Raw genomic sequence first — 19,580 nt, forward strand, 5'->3', positions numbered from 1 at the left:
GCTTAACGCGTTGACACGGCATGACAGAGCCAACCCCCACCCCCGCCCCGCTGGCACCCGATTCCGGCATGAAGCGCGACGATTTCCGGCCCCTCGGCAGCCCGCATGCCGGGATCGCGCCCGGGCAGCTCGACGAGGCTGCGGTGCTCGATGCCACCGAAGATGCCGCCGGCGAGCCGATACCGCCTGCGGATGTCATGCGGGATCGCGGGCTGGGTGTTGCAGCGACTCCCGATATGCCCAAGGCCAGCCACGACACGACCGATGACGGGAAGATTCACGAATGAGCGATCAGCCAGCCAACCCTGCCGAAAAGGACCCCGCCGACTGGTCGACGGGGGATGAGGCGATGACCGGCCCGCAAGCGTCCTATCTGCGCACGCTTTGCCAGGAGGCCGGCGAAGACTTTGACGAAACGCTGAGCAAGGCGGCTGCCAGCCAGCGTATCGACGAGCTGCAAAAGCGGACCGGCCGCGGGATCGACCATTAGGCGGCTGCGATCCTGACGACCCGCGGGCGCTGGCGGCGCATCGCTGTGCCGACAAGGCCGAAGCCGCCGATCAGCAGTGCCCAGCTCTGCGGCTCGGGCACCGACGCGATGAAGTTGACCTGAAAGCCTGCAAGGCTGTAGCCATCCCCGGCCCGGACACCCGGTTTGGTGCTGGCCAACTGGCTCGGATTGGGCTTGGCGTAGATGCCATTCAACGCGGTGAAATCGACTGCACCCGGCGCCATATTGGAGCGGGTCCCGTTCTTCCCGGTCAGGCCGCTCGGATCGTTGCTGTAATCCATGCAGCTGCCGGTGTTGGCATCGGTTCGCACGGCATTGTTGTGGTCGAGCCCGAGGCTATGGCCCAGTTCATGGCAGACAGCCATCGACCGCCAGGCGCCTGTATTGTACTGGGATTGCGCAAAATAATAATCGTTGAGCTTGACGGTTGCCTGTACGATGAAGCCGCGGCTCAGCCAGACGTTGGTATAGCCCAGCCATCCCGTGGCACCGTAATTTGCGCTGCACGCCTGGATGCCGCCATAGACCGGATTGCACGACAGCGGCGTTGCCTGGCGCAGGCCCTTGGCCGATACGAAATCGATGTTCTTGGCGGTGCTCCACTGTGCCATCGCCTTGTCGAGATACGGGTCCCAGACGCTAGAAACGTTGTCGCCGACCCGGACGCTCAACTGTCCGATGCGAGCCCATTTATAGCCGTTCCAGCTCGGTGTCGTGACGGCGCTGGCAGGTACCGCGACGATTGTCGCACCCAGTGACGCCAGCAGCAAGGCGCAACGGGTCATGCGCTGCAGCAGTGCTGCAACGCCTTTCGGCGATGTCATTTGGTGCGTCCCTTTCGGAGAAATGTGGCGACGTTGGTTCGTCGCCTGGACGCCGTGATGCGAACGCAGTCGCGGCAATGCAACGACCCTGCGCCGAGATGAAATAATCGAACGATGGAACGTTGGTGAACGGCAAGTATCTGTTTTCGAAGGCCGGTACCCGCATACTTAATTACGCAACTGGCACGATTTCCTTGTGCCTTCCGGCCCCTTGGCTAGGTGCCTATTTCAATTGCCTTTTCGACCGCTGCCAGATTTCTTGCCGCCGCCGTCCTGCTTGTTGACCGTGGCCCAAGCCCGCTCTTCGGCCTCCGCGGGCGCTACGCCGCGCTCTTCATAGCCTGCCTCGATATGGTCGGCCTTGCGCTTCTGCTTGTCGGAATAGGCGTCCTTGTCACCGCGCGGCATGGTGATTCTCCCTCGCGTTGCAAACGTCATCGCCATCGCCCCGGTTTCCTGCATGACCGCATTGATTGCCGGCGGTCGGGGCAATATCCTCGCCGCTCCGGTCCGGAGGTTGCCGATGCGGTTGCTTGCTGCCTGTGCTGCTCTGCTGGCGTCGACTCCGGCTGTTGCCGATTATCGGGTGGCGGCATCGGGCCGCTATATCTGCGGCGACGGCAGCATCGCCGCGATTGTCGAGCAGCCTTATGGCAGTTTCCTCGAGCACCGCGGCCGCGAGGTCGCCCTGTCGCGCCGGCTGGCACTGTCGGGCTTTCGCTATTCCGGCGGTGGCCTCGATCTGCGCGGCAGCGGGCTGGAAGGCGCCAAGACCCTGACCATCAGCGGCGGCGGTAGGCGATCGCTGTCCTGCAGGGCGGTGCCGGCGACCGCAACGCCCGGCGTCGCCACCGGCATTGTCACCTATCCGGCGCGGGTGGCATTGCCGGCCGGCGCCATACTGGTTGTCGAACTGCGCGACACGGCACGGGCGGATGCGGCCGCACCGCTGCTGGCCCGTACCCGGATCCGGCCGGACGGCAACCAGGTGCCACTGCACTGGCGGCTGGACTTCGATCCGCGCCGGGCGCAGCCGCCGGCGCGGCTCTCGCTGTCGGCGCGCATTAGCGATGGCGCCGGCCGGCTGATGTGGATTTCCGATACCTTCACGCCGGTGCCGGTCGGCGCCCACAACGAGCATGCTGCCGCCGAAATCCGGCTCGTGCCGGTCAGAACAGCGCCCGCGACGTCCAGTAGGTGATGCCCGCCGCCACATAGGCCGCGGCGAACAGATAGGCGAACATGAACGCCGGCCACGCCCAGCCGCCGGTCTCTCGCCGGGTCACCGCCAGCGTCGAGATGCACTGCGGCGCAAAGACGAACCAGGCGAGGAAGGCCAGGGCCGTCGGCAGCGACCAGGCCTTGCCGAGCTTTTCCACCAGGTCCTCGCTGTGGTCGGCATCGGTGCCCTGCAGCGAATAGACGGTGCCGAGCGCGCTGACCGCGACTTCCCGCGCCGCCATGCCGGGAACCAGCGCCAGCGCGATTTCCTTGTTGAAGCCGATCGGCCGGAAGATCGGTTCAAGCCCGGCGCCGATGCGGCCGGCGATGCTGTATTCGAGCGCCGGCCGGTTCCAGTCCGCCGGCGGCTTGGGCCAGGTCGCCAGCGCCCAGAGCGCGATGGTCGACACCAGGATGATGCCGCCGGCGCGTGTGATGAACGCCATGGCGCGCTGGTACATGCCGATACCGATGTCGCGCGGCGCCGGCCACTGGTATTTGGGCATCTCCATCAGGAAGGTCGGGCTCGGCCCCTTGGTCACAGTATGCCGCAGCGCCCAGGCGGCGACCAGCGCGCCGACAACGCCGGCGATGTAGAGGCAGAACAGCACCAGGCCTTGCAGGCCGAGCACCCCGAGCACCGGCCGGTCGGGGATGAACGCGCCGATGATGACGGCATAGACCGGCAGCCGTGCCGAACAGGTCATCAGCGGGGCGATGAGGATCGTCGTCAGCCGGTCCCGTGGCGAATCGATCGTCCGCGTCGCCATGATGCCCGGGACAGCGCAGGCAAAGGAAGAGATCAGCGGGATGAAGGCCCGGCCGTTCAGGCCGACGCGTGCCATCAGCCGGTCCATCAGGAACGCGGCGCGGACCATGTAGCCCGATTGTTCGAGGCAGAGAATGAAGAAGAACAGGATGAGGATCTGCGGCAGGAACACGATGACCGCGCCGACGCCGCCGAGCACGCCATCGACCAACATCGACCGCAACGGGCCGTCCGCCATGCCGGCGGTCAGCGCGGTCTGCGCCACGGTCACCTGGTCGGCGAGCCAGTCGGTGGGCATGGCGGCCCAGGCAAAGACCGCCTGGAACATGCAGAACAGCAGCGCGGCGAGCAGGACCGGCCCCATCACCGGGTGCAGCGCAACCCCGTCGAGCCGCTGCGACCAGCGCCGCCGCGTGCCCTCCGCCAGCGTCACCGTGTCGGCGATGACCCGCGCCTCGCGCTGCAGCAGCCTGACATCGGCATCGGCGACCGCGACGACCACGGTGGCTTCGCCACGCAGCGTGGCGGCGACTTCGGTGGCAAGGTCATCGAGCCCGCGGCGGCGCACCGCCACGGTGGCGACGACCGGCAGCCCGAGGATGGCCGACAGGCGCTCGACATCGATGGTCATGCCGTCGCGCGCCGCCAGGTCGACCATGTTGAGCGCCACCAGCATCGGCACCCCGAGGCGGCGCAGCTCCAGCACGAAGCGCAGATGATTGCGCAAGTTGGTGGCATCGACGACGGCGATGATCGCATCGAGCCGCTTTTCGCCCGCCAGGTGCCCCAGCACGGCGTCGCGCGTGACGGCCTCGTCCGGACTGCGCGGCGTCAGGCTGTAGGTGCCGGGCAGGTCGATCAATTCCGCGATGCGGCCGTCGGGCAGCGGCAAGCGTCCGGCCTTGCGCTCGACGGTGACGCCCGGATAATTGGCGACCTTCTGCCGTGACCCGGTCAAGGCGTTGAACAGGCTGGTCTTGCCGGCATTGGGGTTGCCGACGAGCCCCACCACCGGTGTTGCGAGCGGAAGGTTCACGTTATTCGGCTGCGATGGCGGCGGGTGCGGGGACAGCTGGAGCCAAGGCCTCGATCTCGATCAACTGCGCCATCGATTTTCGCAGCGCCACGGTCATGTTGCCGACCCGCACCGCCAGCGGGTCACCACCGAACGGCGCGCGGTGCAGCAGCTCGACATCGACGCCCTCGTCGAAACCGAGCTCGTGCAGGCGCTGCGCCGTTTCCGGATCGAGCCCGGCGCGGTCGATGGCGACAATGGTCGCCACCTCGCCGGGCGCCAGACGCTCGATCAAACGGGGTTCAGGCATCAAATCGGGGCCAATCGCGACTGTTGTTGCGAACGGTTATCATGTGGCGCCGGGGATTGCCAGTAGGGAAGACTCCCTAGACAGCAGGATAGCGCAGCCGGCCGAGAATCCGCGCCGGGTTGGGCAGGTTGGTCATCGCGCCCTGCACCCGCGCCTTGGTCTTTTCGAACCTCATCACGTCGTCGATGCGGCGGTCGATGAAGGCCCAGGTCGCCGCCTGCTCGTCGCTGTCATCCTCCAGCCAGTAGAGCAGGCTGGCGGAATAGACCGCGCCCAGGATAGCGCGCTTCGAATAATGGTTGAAATCGGTGGCGGTGTCGCCGGCCGCCCGCCACATGGCGTCGGCGGTTCGCCACAGGGTGCGGGCCGACAGGCCGACATGCTGCGGCTGCATCAGCACCGCCAGGGCACGGCGCACGGCCTCGCGATCGGCGGCCTCCAGCCGGCTGCGCAGCGCCAGGCGGATGCGGTCGCGCACCTTCAGGTTGTGGGCATCGGCCATTGCCACTGTCATCTGGGCGTCGGCCTGTTCGGTATAGGCATCGATCATCGTCGCCGCGTCGGGCAGGGCCATGGCAGCAATGTCGCGGTCGATACCTTCGACATCGGCAGCCAGATCGCGGCTAATGTCGGTCCAGCCATCAAAGGGCACGTTGGGCAGCATCGCCGCGATCAGGCGCGGACGCAGCTCGGCAAGCGGAATGTCGGCGGCCGGCGGGATGGGAGGTGCGGCGGTCATGCTCCTACCTTAGCGGGCAATGACCGCAGGCTCCAGCACCCATAGGTCGCAGGCCGCGATGGCCGGAGAGCTCAGGCGATCTGATGGCGCCGCCGCCGCGTGGCAGCGCCGGTCAGGCCGAAGCCGGCGATCAGCATGGCCCAGCTGGCGGATTCGGGCACCGCGCTGCCCGCAAAGGCCAGTCCCTGGCTCAGCCCGTTCAGTGTCGCCTGCCCCAGCGCCGGATCGAGCGCAGTAGTGAAGGTCTGGGTTGCGTCGATGAAGCCGCCGCGATTGGCGAACAGGTTGAAATTGGTCTGCACGACGATGCTCTGGCCGGGGTTCAGCTGCAGTTGGCCGTCACCGCAGGCGCTGGTGGCAATGCCGATTTCGAATTCACCGCCGGGGGTGGTGCCGGCGCTGGTCGCAGCGCCGAGCATGCCGGAAAGCCTGCACGGGTCGGTGTCGAAGCCGACCAGGTCGAAGAACGGCGGGTCGTCGGGATCGATCGGGAACTGCGCTGCATCCCAGATATAGATGTAGGCGGTATAGCTGGCACCGCCCGCCGCCAATCCGTTGACCGGGCTGACCGACGAATCGGCAAAGTGCAGGTTGCCGGCAAGGCCGAAATCGGTCGCAGCAGTGCCACCCCAGGTAATGGTCTGCCACGCCTGGGCACTGCCCACGAGCCGCGAATCGGTTCCGGCGGCATAGGCGCTGGCCCTGATCACCGGCAGGCCGAGCCCGCGCAATTCGGCGGCGCCGGTGGCATAGGAGCCTTCCTGCGCGGTGCCGGCATCGGCAATGAGCGTCGACGAAATCCTGTTCCGACCGGGGCCACCCTGGCGCACGGCCTTCAAGGTGACGGCGCCGGGGCAATTGCTGGACAGCGTGACGTTGCAGCGCCTGAGGCTGGTATTTGTCGCCGTGCCGAAGGTGGGCGCCGCGGCAGCCGGCAAAGCGCACACGCAAAGGCCGGCGGCGAGCGCCGCAACGCGCAAAGTCAGGAGGTCCCCCTCGTTACGGTAACGAACTGTAACGGCCGAAACTGGCATTACAAGTGCCGACATGTCGCGACCCGGCATGCATTTCGGGCGGCCTCGGGTGTTGCGCTTGTTAACGGCAGCCGCCTCTGCTATGCGCCCCGCTCGCTCCGACAGGACTGTCCTGCCGGACTCACTGCTATTTTGACAAGTGTCGGCGCTGTGCCAGCCCCGGCAACGTGAATGGAGAGAACGGCTGCATGCAAATCGTGGTTCGCGACAACAATGTCGATCAGGCGCTGCGCGCGCTCAAGAAGAAGCTGCAGCGCGAGGGCGTCTACCGCGAGATGAAGCTGCGCCGTCACTATGAAAAGCCGAGCGAGAAGCGTGCCCGTGAAAAGGCTGCCGCTGTCCGCCGCGCCCGTAAGCTCGAGCGCAAGCGCGCCGAACGCGATGGCGTGAAATAAGCAGCATCTGAAAGGCCGCGGCATGGCGACCGGCAACCCGACCACCCCCGCCGGCGGGGGTGCCACCCGATGGCTTGTCGGCGGCGCCGTGATCGCGGCGGTCGTCGCCATCAGCGTCTATATGGGCACCCAAGGGCAAGTTGCCGCCGTGCGGCAGGACGACATGAAATTCCTGTCCGCCAACGGCGAGAAGGCCGGCGTCGTCACCACCGCGAGCGGCCTCCAGTATAATGTCATCCGCGCCGGCAGCGGGCCCAAGCCGGCCGCCAGCGACACCGTCCTGGTCCATTACGAGGGCCGGCTCGTCGATGCTGCCCACACCGTGTTCGATTCGTCGTACCAGCGCGGCCAGCCGGCAGCGTTTCCGCTCGACCAGGTCATTCCCGGCTGGACCGAAGGCGTCCAGCTGATGCCGACCGGCTCCAAATATCATTTCGTCGTGCCGCCGCAGCTCGCCTATGGTGCCCGCGGCGCCGGCGGCGTGATCCCGCCGGGCGCTGTCCTTGAATTCGACATCGAACTGCTCGCGGTCAAACCCAAGTCGTGATGCCGGCCCGGCAGGGCCATCCCCCTACTCTACTGTCACCCCGGCGTGCCGTTCCTGCGCCGTCGCCTCAGTTGCTGACCTTATTGTCCAGCCCGATCAGATAGCGATTCGTCCGTATCGCGGTGAACCAGCTTACCGGGTTGAACGATGTCGACCCGTCGAGCGAGAAGGTGATGAACTCGGCCCGGCCGACGAGATTTTCGATCGGCAGCATGCCGAGCCCGCCGAGCAGCGGATCGAAGCGGCTGTCCTCCGAATTGTCGCGATTGTCGCCCATCAGGAAGATATGCCCCTCGGGCACGATCATCGGCTCGGTATTGTCCTGCGGGGTCTGGCCAAGATCCATCGTCAGATAGCTGCGCCCGGACGGCAGCGTTTCGCGGAACGTCGGGAAGCGGCAGACCGCCACGCCGGCGGCGTTGGTGGTGCGATACTGGGCATCGATCTGGCCAAGGCAATCACTGTTCGGGCTGACCGGAATCTCGGTCGGCGCCACCGCCACCTTCGACACCGGCTGGCCGTTCAGGACCAGCTGGCCCTCGCGCATCTGCACGGTGTCGCCAGGCAGGCCGATGACCCGCTTGATGTAATCGCTCTTGTCGCGCGGGCTCTTGATGACGGCGATGTCGCCGCGCTTCGGCAGGCTGCCAAGAATGCGGCCCGGCATTTCGGGCAGCACGTTCAACGATGGCGACAGATAGGAATAGCCATAGGGATATTTCGACACGATCAACCGGTCGCCGATCAGCAGCGACGGCAGCATCGATCCCGACGGGATGTAGAACGGCTTGGCGATCAGCGAGTGGACACCGAGCACGGCGAGCACCAGCAGGAACAGCTGCCAGGCTTCGCTGGCCCAGTTGGTCGGCTTCTTGGTGGCCAATGTCGCCTCGGTCATAGCGGACTCGCGGTAATAAGGACGATGGCCTGGGCCCAGGGATGGTCGTCGGTCATCGTCAGGTGCACGTCAGCCCTGTACCCCGGCGGGGTGATTTCCGCCAGCCTTGCCGCGGCGCCACCGGTCAGTGCCAGGGTCGGCGCACCGCTGGCCAAATTGACCACGCCCATGTCGCGCATGAACACGCCCTTGCGAAAGCCGGTGCCGAGCGCCTTGGAACATGCCTCCTTGGCGGCAAAACGCTTGGCATAGGTGCCGGTGCGGGTGAGTTGGCGGCGATCGGCCTTGGCTCGCTCGACATCGGTGAAGACGCGATTGAGGAAGCGATCGCCGAACCGTGTGATGCTGTTGGCGATGCGGTCGATGTTGCACAGGTCGGAACCGAGGCCGAGCACGAAGACGCCGGCCGGGATGTTCATGCCGCGACTCGCGCCGCGTCCATCGCCGCGCGCATCCGGGCAATGGCGGGGCCGAGCCCGGTGAACACCGCCTCGCCGATCAGGAAATGCCCGATATTGAGCTCGGCGAGCTGCGGCATCGCGGCGACCGGCCCGACATTGTCGAAGGTCAGCCCGTGGCCGGCGTGCATCTCCAGCCCCAGGCCGGCGCCATGCGCGGCGGCGGCATGCAGGCGTGCCAGTTCGACGGCGACCTCGGCGTCGGTCAGCGCATGGCTGTACGGCCCGGTGTGCAGCTCCACGACCGGCGCGCCGAGTTTCGCCGCGGCATCGAGCTGCCGTGCCTCGGGGGCGATGAACAGGCTGACGCGGATACCGGCATCGCTCAACCGCGCGATGATCGGCGCCAGCGTATTGTGCTGCCCGGCAGCGTCGAGGCCGCCTTCCGTGGTGCGTTCGGCCCGGCGTTCCGGCACGATGCAGGCGGCATGCGGCCGATGGGCGAGCGCAATGCCCAGCATCTCGTCGGTCGCCGCCATCTCGAGGTTGAGCGGCAGGCTGATGCTGCCGACCAGCGCATCGAGATCGGCGTCGGTGATATGCCGCCGATCCTCGCGCAGATGGGCGGTGATGCCGTCGGCCCCGGCCTCCGCCGCCAACAGTGCCGCCCGCACCGGATCGGGATGCAGGCCACCACGGGCGTTGCGGATGGTGGCGACGTGATCGATGTTGACGCCGAGGCGCAGGTGGCCGGTCATGCTGCCCGGCTCCCCGGCTTTATTGCCGGGATAGCCGCCAGTTCGGGCGGCAGCGCGTCGGCGGGATAGCTCGGCACGTCGAGGCGGATCAGCGGCGTGAACGGCACGCCGAGGTCGGCCTTGCCGTTGGATCGGTCGACCAGCGACGCGGCATGGATGACAACGCCGCCGGCGGCGTTGACCGCGGCGATGGCCTCGCGGGACGACAGGCCGGTCGTCACGACATCCTCCATCAGCAGCACCTTCTGGCCGGGTTCGAGACGGAAGCCGCGGCGCAGTTCGAACGTCCCGGTCGGCCGCTCAACGAACATCGACAGCGTGCCCAAGGCCCGCGCCAGTTCATGGCCGCAGATGAGGCCCCCCATCGCCGGTGCGACGACGACCTCGACCTGCCCCCGCACGTCGGCCGGTATCTTCGCCGCCAGCGCCTCGGCCAGCCGCGCGGCCCGCGCCGGGTCCATCAGCACCCGGGCGCATTGCAGATAGCGCGGGCTGCGCAGCCCCGACGACAGGATGAAATGCCCCTCGAGCAAGGCTTCGGCAGCGCGGAACTCGGCAAGGATCTGGTCATCGGTCATGGCCGAGCGGCTTAGCATCGCCACCGGTGTCGTCAAAGTGACGGAATGTTGCAGACACACTGGAAAGACGCCTTACATTTCGGTAAAGCAACGCCAACAGCATTGGGGGACTTGGTGTCATGGGTATGTTGATTCGCGTCGGCATGGGCGCAGCGATGATGGCGATGCTGGGCAGCGTCGCGCCGGCCGCCGCACAGATAAAGTCCAAATCGGGCCAGGAAATCGAAAAGACCCGCGCCGCCAAGGTCGCCGAACTGCCGATCTGCCCGCGCCCGCTCGGCACCATCGCGCTGTCGTCGCCGGAAAACAACAATCGCTGGTGGACTGACCTCGGTCTCAGCTCGCCCGAGGCGCTGATCCGCGTTTATGTGCAGAAGTCAAAATGCTTCCGCCTCGTCAATCGCAGCAACCGCGGCATGGCGGCGATGCAGACCGAGCGCAACCTGTCGGCGGCCGGCGAAACCCGCCGCGGCGGCACCATCGGCAAGGGCCAGATGGTCGAGGCCGATTTCACGATGATTCCCGACATCGTGTCGAGCAACAACAACAAGGGCGGCCTTAACGTCGGCGGCCTGATCGGCGGCTTCATCCCCGGCGGCTTCGGTGCGCTGCTCGGCGGCCTCAACGTCAAAAAGCGTTCGGCCAACGTCGTCCTCAACGTCGTCAACAACAAGTCGTCGGAAGAATATGTCTCCGAAGGCCAGTCGAAAAAGTCCGATCTCGGCTTTGCCGCCGGCGGCGGGCTGTTCTCGGGCGGCTTCCTCGGCGCCGGCGGCGCCAGCGGCTATGACAATACCGAAATGGGCCAGGTCATCGCGCTCGCCTATCTCGACGCCTATACCAAGCTGGTGGGCGACCTCGGCGGCCTGAGCGACGCCATCGCCGGTCCGCAGGCCGAACGCGCCGTCACCATGAAGAACGCCGGCCGCATGTTCACCGGCCCGTCGCCGAAGTCCAAGGTGCTGAAGCCGCTCGACGCCGGCGCCATGCTGTACCCGACCGGCAACAAGCAGGCCGGATTCTGGGAAGTCGAGGACGAAATGGGCTCGAAGGGCTGGGTCAGCGAAATCGCCATCGCGATCGCGCGCTGACGCTCAGCGTCATCCCGGCGCAGGCCGGGATGACGCTGTTCAGCCGCGCATGCGCTCCACCGACACGACCGCCTTCACCTGGCGCAGCGCCGCAATAATCGTCGTCAGGTGCTTCAGGTCCTCGACCTCGATATCGATGACGTCGGTGTGGAATTCGCGGTCGCGATGCTTCAGCGCCAGGTTGACGATATTGGCATTGTGCGCCGCCAGCGCCGCGGTCAGGCTGGCCAGCGACCCCGGCTGGTTGTGAACCACGACCGCAAGCCTGGCGATGGCGCCGTCGGTTTCGGCGCCCCATGACACCTCCAGCCACTCGCCGGCTTCATCGGCCAGGCTGGCGCAATCGATGGTGTGGACGACAATGGGTTCCCCCGGCCGCCGGATGCCGACGATGCGATCACCTGGGATCGGGTGGCAGGCGCCAAGCTCGAAAGCGACACCGGCGGTGAGGCCGTGGATGCTGACCGCCGCCGGCCCGGGCTTGCCGCGCTTGCGCCGCGGCTTCTGCCCGGCGGTCGATCCCGGCACCAGCGCTTCGGACACCTGGGCGTCGGTCAGCTGGTTGCGCGCCATCGCCAGCTCCAGCGCCGGCCGATCGGCAAGCTTCAGCCGGCTGAGCGCGGGCCCGAGGATCTCGTCCCCCGGCGCAATCTTCAGTCGCAAGGCCAGCGATTCGAGCAGCTTGCCGCCCATTGCCAGGCTTTCCTGCAGATTCTTGTGGCGGACATGGCGGCGCACCGCGGCCCGCGCCTTGGCGCTGGCGACAAACCCCTCCCAGGCCGGATCGGGCGCCTTGACCTTCGATCGCAGGATCTCGACCTGGTCGCCGTTGACCAGCCGGGTGCGCAGCGGCACGACGCGGCCATTGACCTTGGCGCCGACGCAGCTGTCGCCAAGGTCGGAGTGCACGGCATAGGCGAAATCGACCGGCGTCGAATCGCGCGGCAGCTGGTGCAGCGCACCCTTGGGCGTGAACACGAACACCTGGTCCTGGAACATCGCCAGCCGGGCGTTTTCGAGCAGCTCCTCGGGCGTCGCCGCGTCGTGCAGCACCTCGAGCAGGTCCTCGAGCCACGGATAGGCCTCGCGCGCCTGGGCACCGTCGCCGCCCTGTTTGTAGGCCCAGTGCGCGGCCAGGCCGTATTCCGATTCCTCGTGCATGCGCCGGGTGCGGATCTGCACCTCGATACGGGCATTTTCACGCGCATTCTCGCGCGCGTTCGCGCTGTGCAGCACCGTGGTGTGGATGGATTTGTAACCGTTGCGCTTGGGCGTCGAAATGAAATCCTTGAAGCGGCCGGGCACCATCGGCCAGCGGCCATGGACGACGCCGAGCACGCGATAGCATTCGGCCTCGTCGTCGACGATGATGCGGAACGCCATGACATCGGACAGCGCCTCGAACGTCATCGCCCGGCCCTGCATCTTGCGCCAGATCGAATAGGGGCGCTTTTCCCGGCCCGTCACCTCGGCCTCGATGCCCTTTTGCGCCAGCACCAGCTTGATGCCCGAGGCGATGCGCGCGACGGTATCGCCGCCGCCCTCGCGCAGCTTGGCGAGCCGGGCCGAAATCGTCGCATGGCCATCGGGTTCGAGCTGGCGAAAGGCGAGCTCCTGCAATTCATCCATGAAGCCGTACATGCCGATGCGCTCGGCCAGCGGCGCATAGATGTCCATCGTCTCGCGAGCGATGCGGCGGCGCTTGTCCTCCGACTTGATGAAATGCAGCGTCCGCATGTTGTGCAGCCGGTCGGCAAGCTTCACCAGCAGCACGCGGATGTCGTTCGACATGGCGAGCAGGAATTTGCGCAAATTCTCGGCCTGGCGCTCGCTGTCGGTCTGCGCCTCGATCTTGGACAGCTTGGTGACGCCGTCGACCAGGCGGCCGACGGACTTGCCGAACAACCGGTCGATTTCGTCCTGGGTGGCGACGGTATCCTCGATGGTATCGTGCAGGATGCCGGTCGCGATGGTCTCGTCGTCGAGCTTCAGGTCGGTCAGGATGCCGGCGACTTCGATCGGATGGCTGAAATAGGGGTCGCCCGAGGCGCGCAACTGCGAACCATGCGCCTTCATCGAGAACACATAGGCGCGGTTCAGCAGGTCCTCGTCCGCATCGGGATCATAGGCCTTGACGCGTTCGACGAGTTCATACTGACGCAGCATGATTCGATAGTGGGGTCGCAGTCGGCAACCGGCAACCGCCTTTCTTCCGCCCCACAGCGCGCCTATATGCCGCCGATGCAGATTCCCGGCTTTGTCGACCCCAAACCCGTGCCGCGTAAGCCGATGCCGGCGCGCGCCGACGGCAAGCGCGCGCTGCTCGGCCTGTCGAAGTCGCAACTGCGCGAGGCGCTGATCGAGGCCGGCATCCCCGAGAAACAGGCGAAGATGCGGGGACAGCAGGTCTGGCACTGGATCTACCACCGCGGCGCCACCGAGATCGACGCCTTTGCCAACATCTCCAAGGACACGCGCGCGCTGCTGACGCAGCATTTCGTCGTCGGCCGGCCTGAGGTGGTGACCGCCCAGGTGTCGACCGACGGCACCCGCAAATGGCTGCTGCGCTTCGACGACGGCGAGGAAGCCGAGTGCGTGTTCATCCCCGACGCCTATCGCGGCACGCTGTGCGTGTCGTCGCAGGTCGGCTGCACCTTGAACTGCCGCTTCTGCTTCACCGGCACGATGAAGCTGGTCCGCAACCTGACCCCGGCGGAAATCGTCGGCCAGGTCATGCTGGCCCGCGACGCGCTCGGCGAATGGCCCAATGCCTCGGCGCCGGTCGCGCCGCGCCCGACCGTCGCGGATGACGACGACGACTTCGACGACGATGATGTCGCCTGGATTCCGGGTCAGAACCAGGCCGGCAGCAACTATACCTCCGACGGCCGCATGCTCACCAACATCGTCATGATGGGCATGGGCGAGCCACTGTATAATTTCGAAAACGTCCGCGACGCGCTGCAGATCGTCATGGACGGCGACGGGCTCGGCCTGTCGAAGCGGCGGATCACGCTCAGCACCTCGGGCGTCGTGCCGATGATGGCGCGCGCGGGCACCGAGATCGGCGTCAACCTCGCCGTGTCGCTGCACGCCGTCACCAAGGAAATTCGCGACGAGATCGTGCCGATCAACAAGAAATACGGCATCGAGGAGCTGCTCGAGGCGTGCGCCGCCTATCCGGGTGCCAACAATGCCCGGCGCATCACCTTCGAATATGTGATGCTGAAGGACAAGAACGACCGCGACGAGGATGCCCATGAGCTCGTCCGGCTGATCCGCAAATATCGCCTGCCGGCCAAGGTCAACCTGATCCCGTTCAACCCCTGGCCGGGCAGCATCTACGAAACCTCCACGCCGGAACGCGTGTCGCGGTTCAGCGACATCATCTTCCAGGCCGGCATCTCGGCACCGGTGCGCCGGCCGCGCGGCCGCGACATCATGGCGGCGTGCGGCCAGCTGAAGTCATCGAGCGAGAAGATCACCCGGGCCGAGCTCGACCGCCGCGCGGCGGAGAAGGAAGACCTCTGGGTCGATTGATCCGCTCGGCTTGCGGGGCGGAACTGTCATGCTAAGTGGACAGTCATGAAAGCCCCGTTCCCGTTTTCCGCCATCGTCGGCCAATCCGAAATGAAGCAGGCGCTGCTGATGGCAGCGGTGGAGCCGCGGCTGGGTGGCGTCATGGTGTTCGGCGATCGCGGCACCGGCAAGTCGACCGCGGTGCGCGCATTGGCGGCGCTGCTGCCGCCGATGACGATCGTCGCCGGCTGCCGCTATGGCTGCGCGCCGGCCGATACGACGCCGTGCCCCGATGATTGCCGCAGGACGGCGGGCAGGAAGACCGCGCAGGTGCCGGTGCCGTTCGTCGACCTGCCGCTCGGCGCCACCGAAGACCGCGTCGTCGGCAGCCTCGATCTCGAACGCGCGCTGGCCACCGGTGAAAAGCGCTTCGAACCCGGGCTGCTGGCCAAGGCCAACCGCGGCTTTCTGTACATCGACGAGATCAACCTGCTCGAGGATCACCTCGTCGACCTGCTGCTCGATGTTGCCGTATCGGGCCAGAACCTTGTCGAGCGCGAGGGGCTGAGCATCCGCCACGCCGCGCGCTTCATCCTGGTCGGCTCGGGCAACCCGGAGGAAGGCGAATTGCGGCCGCAGCTGCTCGATCGCTTCGGCCTGTCGGTCGATGTGCGCACGCCGACCGACCTTGCCGACCGCATCGAGATCGTGAAGCGCTGCGACCGCTTCGATCGCGACCCGGACGGTTTTGCCGCGACCTTTGCCGCCGAAGAGAGCGCGACCGTCGCCGGCATCGCCAAGGCGCGCAAGCGGCTGCCCGATGTGCAGGTCGGCGATGCGATGCTCGAACTCGGCAGCCGGCTGTGCCAGGCCGTCGGCGCCGATGGCCTGCGCGGGGAATTGACCCTGCTGCGCGCCGCCCGCGCCACCGCGGCGCTGGCCGGCAAGAAGGCCGTCGCCCCGGCGCATGTCGGTGCCGTCGCGGCGCTGGCGCTGCGCCACCGGCTGCGCCGCAACGTGCTCGACGACACCGGCTCGACGGCACGCATCGCCCGCGCCGTGGCGGAACTGATCCCGGCATGACGCCACTCCCCTCCCTTGCAAGGGAGGGGTCGGGGGTGAGTGAATCTGCCACCGACCTCGCCGCCAGCGCCACCCGCTGGGCGCTCGCCCTGACCGCGATCGAGATCATCTCGGAACGACCCGCAGGCCTCGGCGGCATCCTGCTCGACGCCCGCCCCGGCCCGGTCCGCGACGCCTGGGCCGCCGCGCTGGCCGGCGTCGCGACCGTCCGCCGCCTGCCGGCGAGCGCCGATGCCGAGGCGCTCGATGGCGGGCTCGACCTGACCGCCACGCTCGCCGCCGGCCGCCCGGTGCATCGGCCCGGTTTGCTCGCCGACGTCGGCAGCGGCGTGCTGCTGGTGCCGATGGCCGAGCGATTGTCACCGGCGCTGGCGGCGCGGCTGGCCAGCGCGCTCGACGACGATGGCCCGCTTGTCGTGCTGTTCGACGAAAGCGAGGCGGGCAGCGAGGACCATGTCTCCCCGGCGCTCGCCGACCGCCTCGCCATCCATCTCGACTTGACCGAAGTACGCCTGCCGATGGCGGCACTGCTCGCCGGCGAAACCGGCTTTCCGTCACAAGTCGACGATATTGCCGCCGGGGATGTCGTCGCCGATCCCGGCACCGCGCTGGCGTCCGCCGGCGTCGTGCTCGGCATCGATTCCATCCGCGCGCCGATCCAGGCGCAGCGCGTCGCTTATGCCCATGCGGCGCTGGATGGCCGTCGCGCCATTGCCGCCGGGGATATCGAGATCGCCGCGGCGCTGGTCCTCGGGCCCCGGGCCACCCGGCTGCCGCCCGGCGAAACCCCGCCGCCGCCCGAGGAAGCGCCCGATGCACCGCCGGAGCCGCCGCCGCCGGGCGACGACACATCCGACGACAGCGACAATGGCAGCCCCGACCAGATCCCCCCCGACGCCACCGACATCGTTCTCGATGCGGCGCAGACGGCGCTCCCCCCCGGCCTGCTCGATGCGCTCGCCAACGGTATCCAGATGAAATCGCCCGGCGGTGGCAGCAGCGGTGCCAAGCTGCGATCGCTGACCAGCGGCCGGCCCGCCGGTGTCCGGGCCGGCGCACCGGGCCGCGGCGCCCGGCTGGCGCTGATCGAGACCATCAAGACGGCGGCGCCCTGGCAGAAACTCCGCCCGCAGCGCGACGACGGCCGGCTGTCGATCCGCCACGACGACCTGCGCATCCGGCGCTTCGTCGCCCGCGCCGAATCGACGACGATCTTTGCCGTCGATGCCTCCGGCTCGGCGGCCTTTGCCCGGTTGGCGGAGGCCAAGGGTGCCATCGAGCTGCTGCTCGCCGCCGCCTATGTGAAGCGCGCCGAAGTGGCGCTCGTCGCCTTCCGCGGCGACGGGGCCGAGCTGTGTCTTCCCCCCACCCGCTCCCTGGCCCGCGCCAAGCGCGAGCTGGCGGCGCTCGCCGGCGGCGGCGGCACGCCAATGGCCGCCGGCATCGACCTTGCCCGGCGGGTGGCGGAGGCGGAACGCCAGCGCGGCCGCACGCCGCTGCTCGTGGTGCTGACCGACGGCCGCGCCAATGTTGGCCCAGCGGGTGTGTCACCGCAGGACGCCGCGCTGGCCAGCGCCCGCGCCTTCGGCGGCACCGGCATCGCCAGCGTCTTCATCGATTGCAGCGCCCGTGCCCGGCCCGAAGGTGCGGCGCTGGCGGCTGCCATGGGCGCGCGCTTCGTCGCGCTGCCCCGGCTTGACGCCCGCGCCGTCGTCGCCGCCGTCAATGCGGCCGCCGCATGAGCGCGCCCAAATGGAGCATCGAGGGCAAGGACTGGCCCAATGCCGAGGCCAGCCGCTTCGTCCCCGCCGGCGGCGTCCGCTGGCATGTCCAGGTCATGGGGCAGGGTCCGGTGCTGCTGCTGATCCATGGCACGGCGGCGGCGACGCACAGCTGGCGTGACCTGATGCCGTTGCTGGCAACGCAGTTCACCGTCGTCGCGCCCGACCTGCCCGGCCACGGCTTTACCAGCGCCATGGCGCGGCCGACGCCGACAAGTGTCGCCACCGCGCTGGCGGCGCTGCTCGACGTCCTCCAGCTCGAACCGGCGCTGACTGTCGGCCACAGTGCCGGCGCCGCGATCGCACTCACCATGGCCGAAAAGCGGCTGGCGCGGCCGCAGGCGATCGTCAGCCTTGGCGGCGCGCTGCTGCCCTTCCCCGGCATGGCCGGCAAGCTGTTCCCGGCGCTGGCCCGCATGATCTTCGTGAACCCGCTGATGCCCGAGCTGTTCGCGATGCGCGCGCGGGTGCCCGGCGAGGTGCCGTCGTTCCTGCACCGCGCCACCGGCTCGCGGATCGACCCCCGCGGCCTGCAGCTATACGAGCGGCTGCTGCGCACCTCCGGCCATATCGGCGGCGCGCTGGCGCTGATGGCGAACTGGGACCTGGAGCCGCTGGAACGCGCCCTGTCCGGCCTCGACCTGCCCATCCTGCTGGTCCATGGCGACCACGACAAGACCATACCGGCCAAGACCGCCCACAGGGTCGCCGCCCGCCTGCCACAGGCGGAGGTGAAGCTGCTGCCCGGTGCCGGCCATCTTTCCCATGAGGAAGACCCGGCCGGCCATGCCGCACTGATCGTCGATTTCGCGCGCCGGGTGGCCGTCGCCTGACTGCAGGATGATCGCGCGCTGTCCGCAGGGTCATGCACAAGGCTGCAGTCAGCCGCACTGCCTAAAAAAACTGTCACCCCGGCGAAGGCCGGGGCCCAAAGCCCACGATCTTGAACGCGCCGGCGCGCTCTCCCCTTCATCCCACCTCAGGTGCCCAAACTTGCGCATTTTGGGCCCCGGCCTTCGCCGGGGTGACAGGTATCTTGCTCGGCGTTTGTCTCCATCTGGCCAAAGTCGCCCTACAGATCCGCAAGCCCGTGCAGATGGTCGTCCACCCCGCCCTCGATGATGAACTGGTCGAGCAGCCACGATGCCGCCGGACCCGGCGGGGTGTCACGACGCCAGATGCCCGAGAAGCGGTAGATGCCGCCCGGCTGCTCGGGAATCGCCAGCCGCACCAGCGTGCCGGCCATCAGGTCACCCTCGATCAACGGCATCGGCATGTTGCCCCAGCCGATACTCTCCCGCAGCAACGCGTGCTTGGCGCCCAGGTCGGCGAGCCGCCACGTCCGCCGGCCGAGCACCGAGAAATCGCGGCCGTCGGTGAGCGGCGAGCGATCGGTCAGCACCAGTTGCACATAGTCGCGCCCGGCGCCGGGCGTGATCGTCGCCATCCGGGCCAGCGGGTGGTCGGGCGCTGCAACGGGGACCATCGCCACGGCACCGGCGGCGACAGTTTCGAGGCCGGTGACCCCCGTCGCCAGCGGCCCCGAGATGCCGACGACGGCACGCTGGCTTTCGACCAGCGCCGTCACCGCGCCCAGCGCCTCGACATGCAGGCGCAGCGTGACGGTGGGATAGCGTTCGGCAAAGGCCCGCAGCACCGCGCCCAACCGGCGCGTCGGCAGCATGACGTCGACCGCCAGGTTGACCTCCGCCTCCAGCCCCTCCAGCAGGCCCTTGACCTTGGCGCGCAGCCCGTCGACCCCTTGCGCGACGCCGCGCGCCTCGGCCAGCACGGCGCGGCCGGCGTCGGTCAGCACAGGGCTGCGCTTGCCCTCGCGATCGAACAACAGCACGCCGAGCTGCGCCTCCAGATTGGCGATGCCATAGCTGATCACCGACACGGCACGGTTGAGCCGCCGCCCGGCGCCGGCAAAGCTGCCGGCATCGACGACGGCGAGAAACACCCGCAGCTGGTCCAGCGTCGGCATACCCGGTTGCGCCATCTCAACTCCCTCGAACGATCAACCGGATTTTATCCCACTTATCCGGGCCTGCCTAGCATCCTACATCGGCGTCAACACGGCGCGGACCACATCACCCGCCCGCAGCA

General features: G+C 67.8%; 21 protein-coding genes and 1 pseudogene. 10 read left to right on the top strand and 12 right to left on the bottom strand.

Annotated features, from left to right (window positions below; all coding sequences use genetic code 11):
• The first annotated feature begins 20 nt into the window (after positions 1–20).
• Entirely contained in the window at positions 21–287 is a 267-nt protein-coding gene (locus tag ACP7AI_RS09550) for a hypothetical protein (RefSeq protein WP_426166714.1), read from the top strand.
• Positions 284–490 carry a DUF3072 domain-containing protein gene (locus tag ACP7AI_RS09555; RefSeq protein WP_426166716.1) on the top strand — a complete coding sequence of 69 codons (207 nt, stop codon included), beginning with the start codon at positions 284–286 and terminating at the stop codon, positions 488–490. Before ACP7AI_RS09550 ends, ACP7AI_RS09555 begins: the two co-directional genes overlap by 4 nt.
• Here the strand turns inward: ACP7AI_RS09555 and ACP7AI_RS09560 are convergent.
• Entirely contained in the window at positions 487–1,335 is an 849-nt protein-coding gene (locus ACP7AI_RS09560; RefSeq protein ID WP_426166718.1) for a PEPxxWA-CTERM sorting domain-containing protein, read from the bottom strand. The genes ACP7AI_RS09555 and ACP7AI_RS09560 overlap by 4 nt on opposite strands.
• Before the next feature lie 240 nt (positions 1,336–1,575).
• Positions 1,576–1,743: pseudogene (locus tag ACP7AI_RS09565) on the bottom strand (plasmid stabilization protein); the annotation flags it as partial.
• A 115-nt stretch (positions 1,744–1,858) separates the two neighbouring features.
• On the opposite strand from ACP7AI_RS09565, the gene ACP7AI_RS09570 reads away from it, so the two are divergent.
• Positions 1,859–2,536, top strand: coding sequence for a YbaY family lipoprotein (locus ACP7AI_RS09570; RefSeq protein ID WP_426166720.1), 678 nt, complete (start codon positions 1,859–1,861; stop codon positions 2,534–2,536).
• Here the strand turns inward: ACP7AI_RS09570 and feoB are convergent.
• The 4 genes from feoB to ACP7AI_RS09590 form a co-directional block, all read right to left on the bottom strand.
• Complete coding sequence (feoB, locus tag ACP7AI_RS09575) at positions 2,505–4,361, bottom strand: ferrous iron transporter B (RefSeq protein ID WP_426166722.1); 1,857 nt, start codon at positions 4,359–4,361, stop codon at positions 2,505–2,507. The genes ACP7AI_RS09570 and feoB overlap by 32 nt on opposite strands.
• Before the next feature lies 1 nt (position 4,362).
• Positions 4,363–4,650 (bottom strand): FeoA family protein, encoded by a 288-nt coding sequence (locus ACP7AI_RS09580; RefSeq protein ID WP_426166724.1) that lies wholly within the window; start codon positions 4,648–4,650, stop codon positions 4,363–4,365.
• Between the two features lie 76 nt (positions 4,651–4,726).
• Positions 4,727–5,389, bottom strand: a complete 663-nt coding sequence (locus ACP7AI_RS09585) for a COQ9 family protein (RefSeq protein WP_426166726.1) — start codon at positions 5,387–5,389, stop codon at positions 4,727–4,729.
• A gap of 71 nt (positions 5,390–5,460) precedes the next feature.
• On the bottom strand, positions 5,461–6,336 hold the full coding sequence (locus ACP7AI_RS09590) for a PEPxxWA-CTERM sorting domain-containing protein (RefSeq protein WP_426166728.1): 876 nt from the start codon (positions 6,334–6,336) through the stop codon (positions 5,461–5,463).
• A gap of 275 nt (positions 6,337–6,611) precedes the next feature.
• On the opposite strand from ACP7AI_RS09590, the gene rpsU reads away from it, so the two are divergent.
• Positions 6,612–6,818, top strand: coding sequence for a 30S ribosomal protein S21 (gene rpsU, locus ACP7AI_RS09595; RefSeq protein WP_188763094.1), 207 nt, complete (start codon positions 6,612–6,614; stop codon positions 6,816–6,818).
• 22 nt (positions 6,819–6,840) lie between these two features.
• On the top strand, positions 6,841–7,365 hold the full coding sequence (locus ACP7AI_RS09600; RefSeq protein WP_426166730.1) for an FKBP-type peptidyl-prolyl cis-trans isomerase: 525 nt from the start codon (positions 6,841–6,843) through the stop codon (positions 7,363–7,365).
• A 67-nt stretch (positions 7,366–7,432) separates the two neighbouring features.
• Here the strand turns inward: ACP7AI_RS09600 and lepB are convergent, their stop codons facing one another.
• The 4 genes from lepB to pyrE are packed head-to-tail and all read right to left on the bottom strand — an operon-like array spanning position 7,433 to position 9,997.
• Positions 7,433–8,263 carry a signal peptidase I gene (gene lepB, locus ACP7AI_RS09605; RefSeq protein ID WP_426166732.1) on the bottom strand — a complete coding sequence of 277 codons (831 nt, stop codon included), beginning with the start codon at positions 8,261–8,263 and terminating at the stop codon, positions 7,433–7,435.
• Positions 8,260–8,682 carry a holo-ACP synthase gene (gene acpS, locus ACP7AI_RS09610; RefSeq protein ID WP_426166734.1) on the bottom strand — a complete coding sequence of 141 codons (423 nt, stop codon included), beginning with the start codon at positions 8,680–8,682 and terminating at the stop codon, positions 8,260–8,262. Before acpS ends, lepB begins: the two co-directional genes overlap by 4 nt.
• Entirely contained in the window at positions 8,679–9,419 is a 741-nt protein-coding gene (locus ACP7AI_RS09615) for a pyridoxine 5'-phosphate synthase (protein ID WP_426166736.1), read from the bottom strand. Before ACP7AI_RS09615 ends, acpS begins: the two co-directional genes overlap by 4 nt.
• A complete protein-coding gene (pyrE, locus tag ACP7AI_RS09620; protein WP_426166738.1) occupies positions 9,416–9,997 on the bottom strand; it encodes an orotate phosphoribosyltransferase in 582 nt (193 codons plus the stop codon). Before pyrE ends, ACP7AI_RS09615 begins: the two co-directional genes overlap by 4 nt.
• A 119-nt stretch (positions 9,998–10,116) precedes the next feature.
• On the opposite strand from pyrE, the gene ACP7AI_RS09625 reads away from it, so the two are divergent.
• Positions 10,117–11,088 (top strand): CsgG/HfaB family protein, encoded by a 972-nt coding sequence (locus ACP7AI_RS09625; protein ID WP_426166740.1) that lies wholly within the window; start codon positions 10,117–10,119, stop codon positions 11,086–11,088.
• 39 nt (positions 11,089–11,127) lie between these two features.
• Here the strand turns inward: ACP7AI_RS09625 and ACP7AI_RS09630 are convergent, their stop codons facing one another.
• Positions 11,128–13,254, bottom strand: a complete 2,127-nt coding sequence (locus ACP7AI_RS09630; RefSeq protein WP_426166742.1) for a RelA/SpoT family protein — start codon at positions 13,252–13,254, stop codon at positions 11,128–11,130.
• Between the two features lie 66 nt (positions 13,255–13,320).
• On the opposite strand from ACP7AI_RS09630, the gene rlmN reads away from it, so the two are divergent.
• From rlmN to bchO, 4 genes are read left to right on the top strand one after another with little or no spacing between them, the layout of a single operon-like run.
• On the top strand, positions 13,321–14,628 hold the full coding sequence (gene rlmN / locus ACP7AI_RS09635; protein ID WP_426166744.1) for a 23S rRNA (adenine(2503)-C(2))-methyltransferase RlmN: 1,308 nt from the start codon (positions 13,321–13,323) through the stop codon (positions 14,626–14,628).
• Between the two features lie 45 nt (positions 14,629–14,673).
• The gene (gene bchI / locus ACP7AI_RS09640) at positions 14,674–15,690 is read left to right on the top strand and encodes a magnesium chelatase ATPase subunit I (RefSeq protein ID WP_426166746.1); all 1,017 of its coding nucleotides are present in this window, start codon (positions 14,674–14,676) and stop codon (positions 15,688–15,690) included.
• Positions 15,691–15,725: 35 nt separating this feature from the next.
• A complete protein-coding gene (locus ACP7AI_RS09645; protein ID WP_426166748.1) occupies positions 15,726–17,432 on the top strand; it encodes a VWA domain-containing protein in 1,707 nt (568 codons plus the stop codon).
• Entirely contained in the window at positions 17,429–18,304 is an 876-nt protein-coding gene (gene bchO / locus ACP7AI_RS09650; protein ID WP_426166750.1) for an alpha/beta fold hydrolase BchO, read from the top strand. Before ACP7AI_RS09645 ends, bchO begins: the two co-directional genes overlap by 4 nt.
• 239 nt (positions 18,305–18,543) lie before the next feature.
• Here the strand turns inward: bchO and ACP7AI_RS09655 are convergent, their stop codons facing one another.
• Positions 18,544–19,473 (bottom strand): LysR family transcriptional regulator, encoded by a 930-nt coding sequence (locus tag ACP7AI_RS09655; RefSeq protein WP_426166752.1) that lies wholly within the window; start codon positions 19,471–19,473, stop codon positions 18,544–18,546.
• Positions 19,474–19,580: the final 107 nt, after the last annotated feature.

This window comes from Sandarakinorhabdus sp. DWP1-3-1, from assembly GCF_049896705.1.
Taxonomy (GTDB): domain Bacteria; phylum Pseudomonadota; class Alphaproteobacteria; order Sphingomonadales; family Sphingomonadaceae; genus Sandarakinorhabdus.

Coding starts and splice junctions, on each gene's coding strand:
- ACP7AI_RS09560 (WP_426166718.1), bottom strand. CDS start 1,335: ATGACATCGCCGAAAGGCGTTGCAGCACTGCTGCAGCGCATGACCCGT.
- ACP7AI_RS09570 (WP_426166720.1), top strand. CDS start 1,859: ATGCGGTTGCTTGCTGCCTGTGCTGCTCTGCTGGCGTCGACTCCGGCT.
- ACP7AI_RS09615 (WP_426166736.1), bottom strand. CDS start 9,419: ATGACCGGCCACCTGCGCCTCGGCGTCAACATCGATCACGTCGCCACC.
- rlmN (WP_426166744.1), top strand. CDS start 13,321: ATGCCGCCGATGCAGATTCCCGGCTTTGTCGACCCCAAACCCGTGCCG.
- ACP7AI_RS09585 (WP_426166726.1), bottom strand. CDS start 5,389: ATGACCGCCGCACCTCCCATCCCGCCGGCCGCCGACATTCCGCTTGCC.
- ACP7AI_RS09600 (WP_426166730.1), top strand. CDS start 6,841: ATGGCGACCGGCAACCCGACCACCCCCGCCGGCGGGGGTGCCACCCGA.
- lepB (WP_426166732.1), bottom strand. CDS start 8,263: ATGACCGAGGCGACATTGGCCACCAAGAAGCCGACCAACTGGGCCAGC.
- ACP7AI_RS09630 (WP_426166742.1), bottom strand. CDS start 13,254: ATGCTGCGTCAGTATGAACTCGTCGAACGCGTCAAGGCCTATGATCCC.
- acpS (WP_426166734.1), bottom strand. CDS start 8,682: ATGAACATCCCGGCCGGCGTCTTCGTGCTCGGCCTCGGTTCCGACCTG.
- ACP7AI_RS09550 (WP_426166714.1), top strand. CDS start 21: ATGACAGAGCCAACCCCCACCCCCGCCCCGCTGGCACCCGATTCCGGC.
- ACP7AI_RS09555 (WP_426166716.1), top strand. CDS start 284: ATGAGCGATCAGCCAGCCAACCCTGCCGAAAAGGACCCCGCCGACTGG.
- ACP7AI_RS09625 (WP_426166740.1), top strand. CDS start 10,117: ATGGGTATGTTGATTCGCGTCGGCATGGGCGCAGCGATGATGGCGATG.
- ACP7AI_RS09655 (WP_426166752.1), bottom strand. CDS start 19,473: ATGGCGCAACCGGGTATGCCGACGCTGGACCAGCTGCGGGTGTTTCTC.
- rpsU (WP_188763094.1), top strand. CDS start 6,612: ATGCAAATCGTGGTTCGCGACAACAATGTCGATCAGGCGCTGCGCGCG.
- ACP7AI_RS09580 (WP_426166724.1), bottom strand. CDS start 4,650: ATGCCTGAACCCCGTTTGATCGAGCGTCTGGCGCCCGGCGAGGTGGCG.
- bchO (WP_426166750.1), top strand. CDS start 17,429: ATGAGCGCGCCCAAATGGAGCATCGAGGGCAAGGACTGGCCCAATGCC.
- pyrE (WP_426166738.1), bottom strand. CDS start 9,997: ATGACCGATGACCAGATCCTTGCCGAGTTCCGCGCTGCCGAAGCCTTG.
- bchI (WP_426166746.1), top strand. CDS start 14,674: ATGAAAGCCCCGTTCCCGTTTTCCGCCATCGTCGGCCAATCCGAAATG.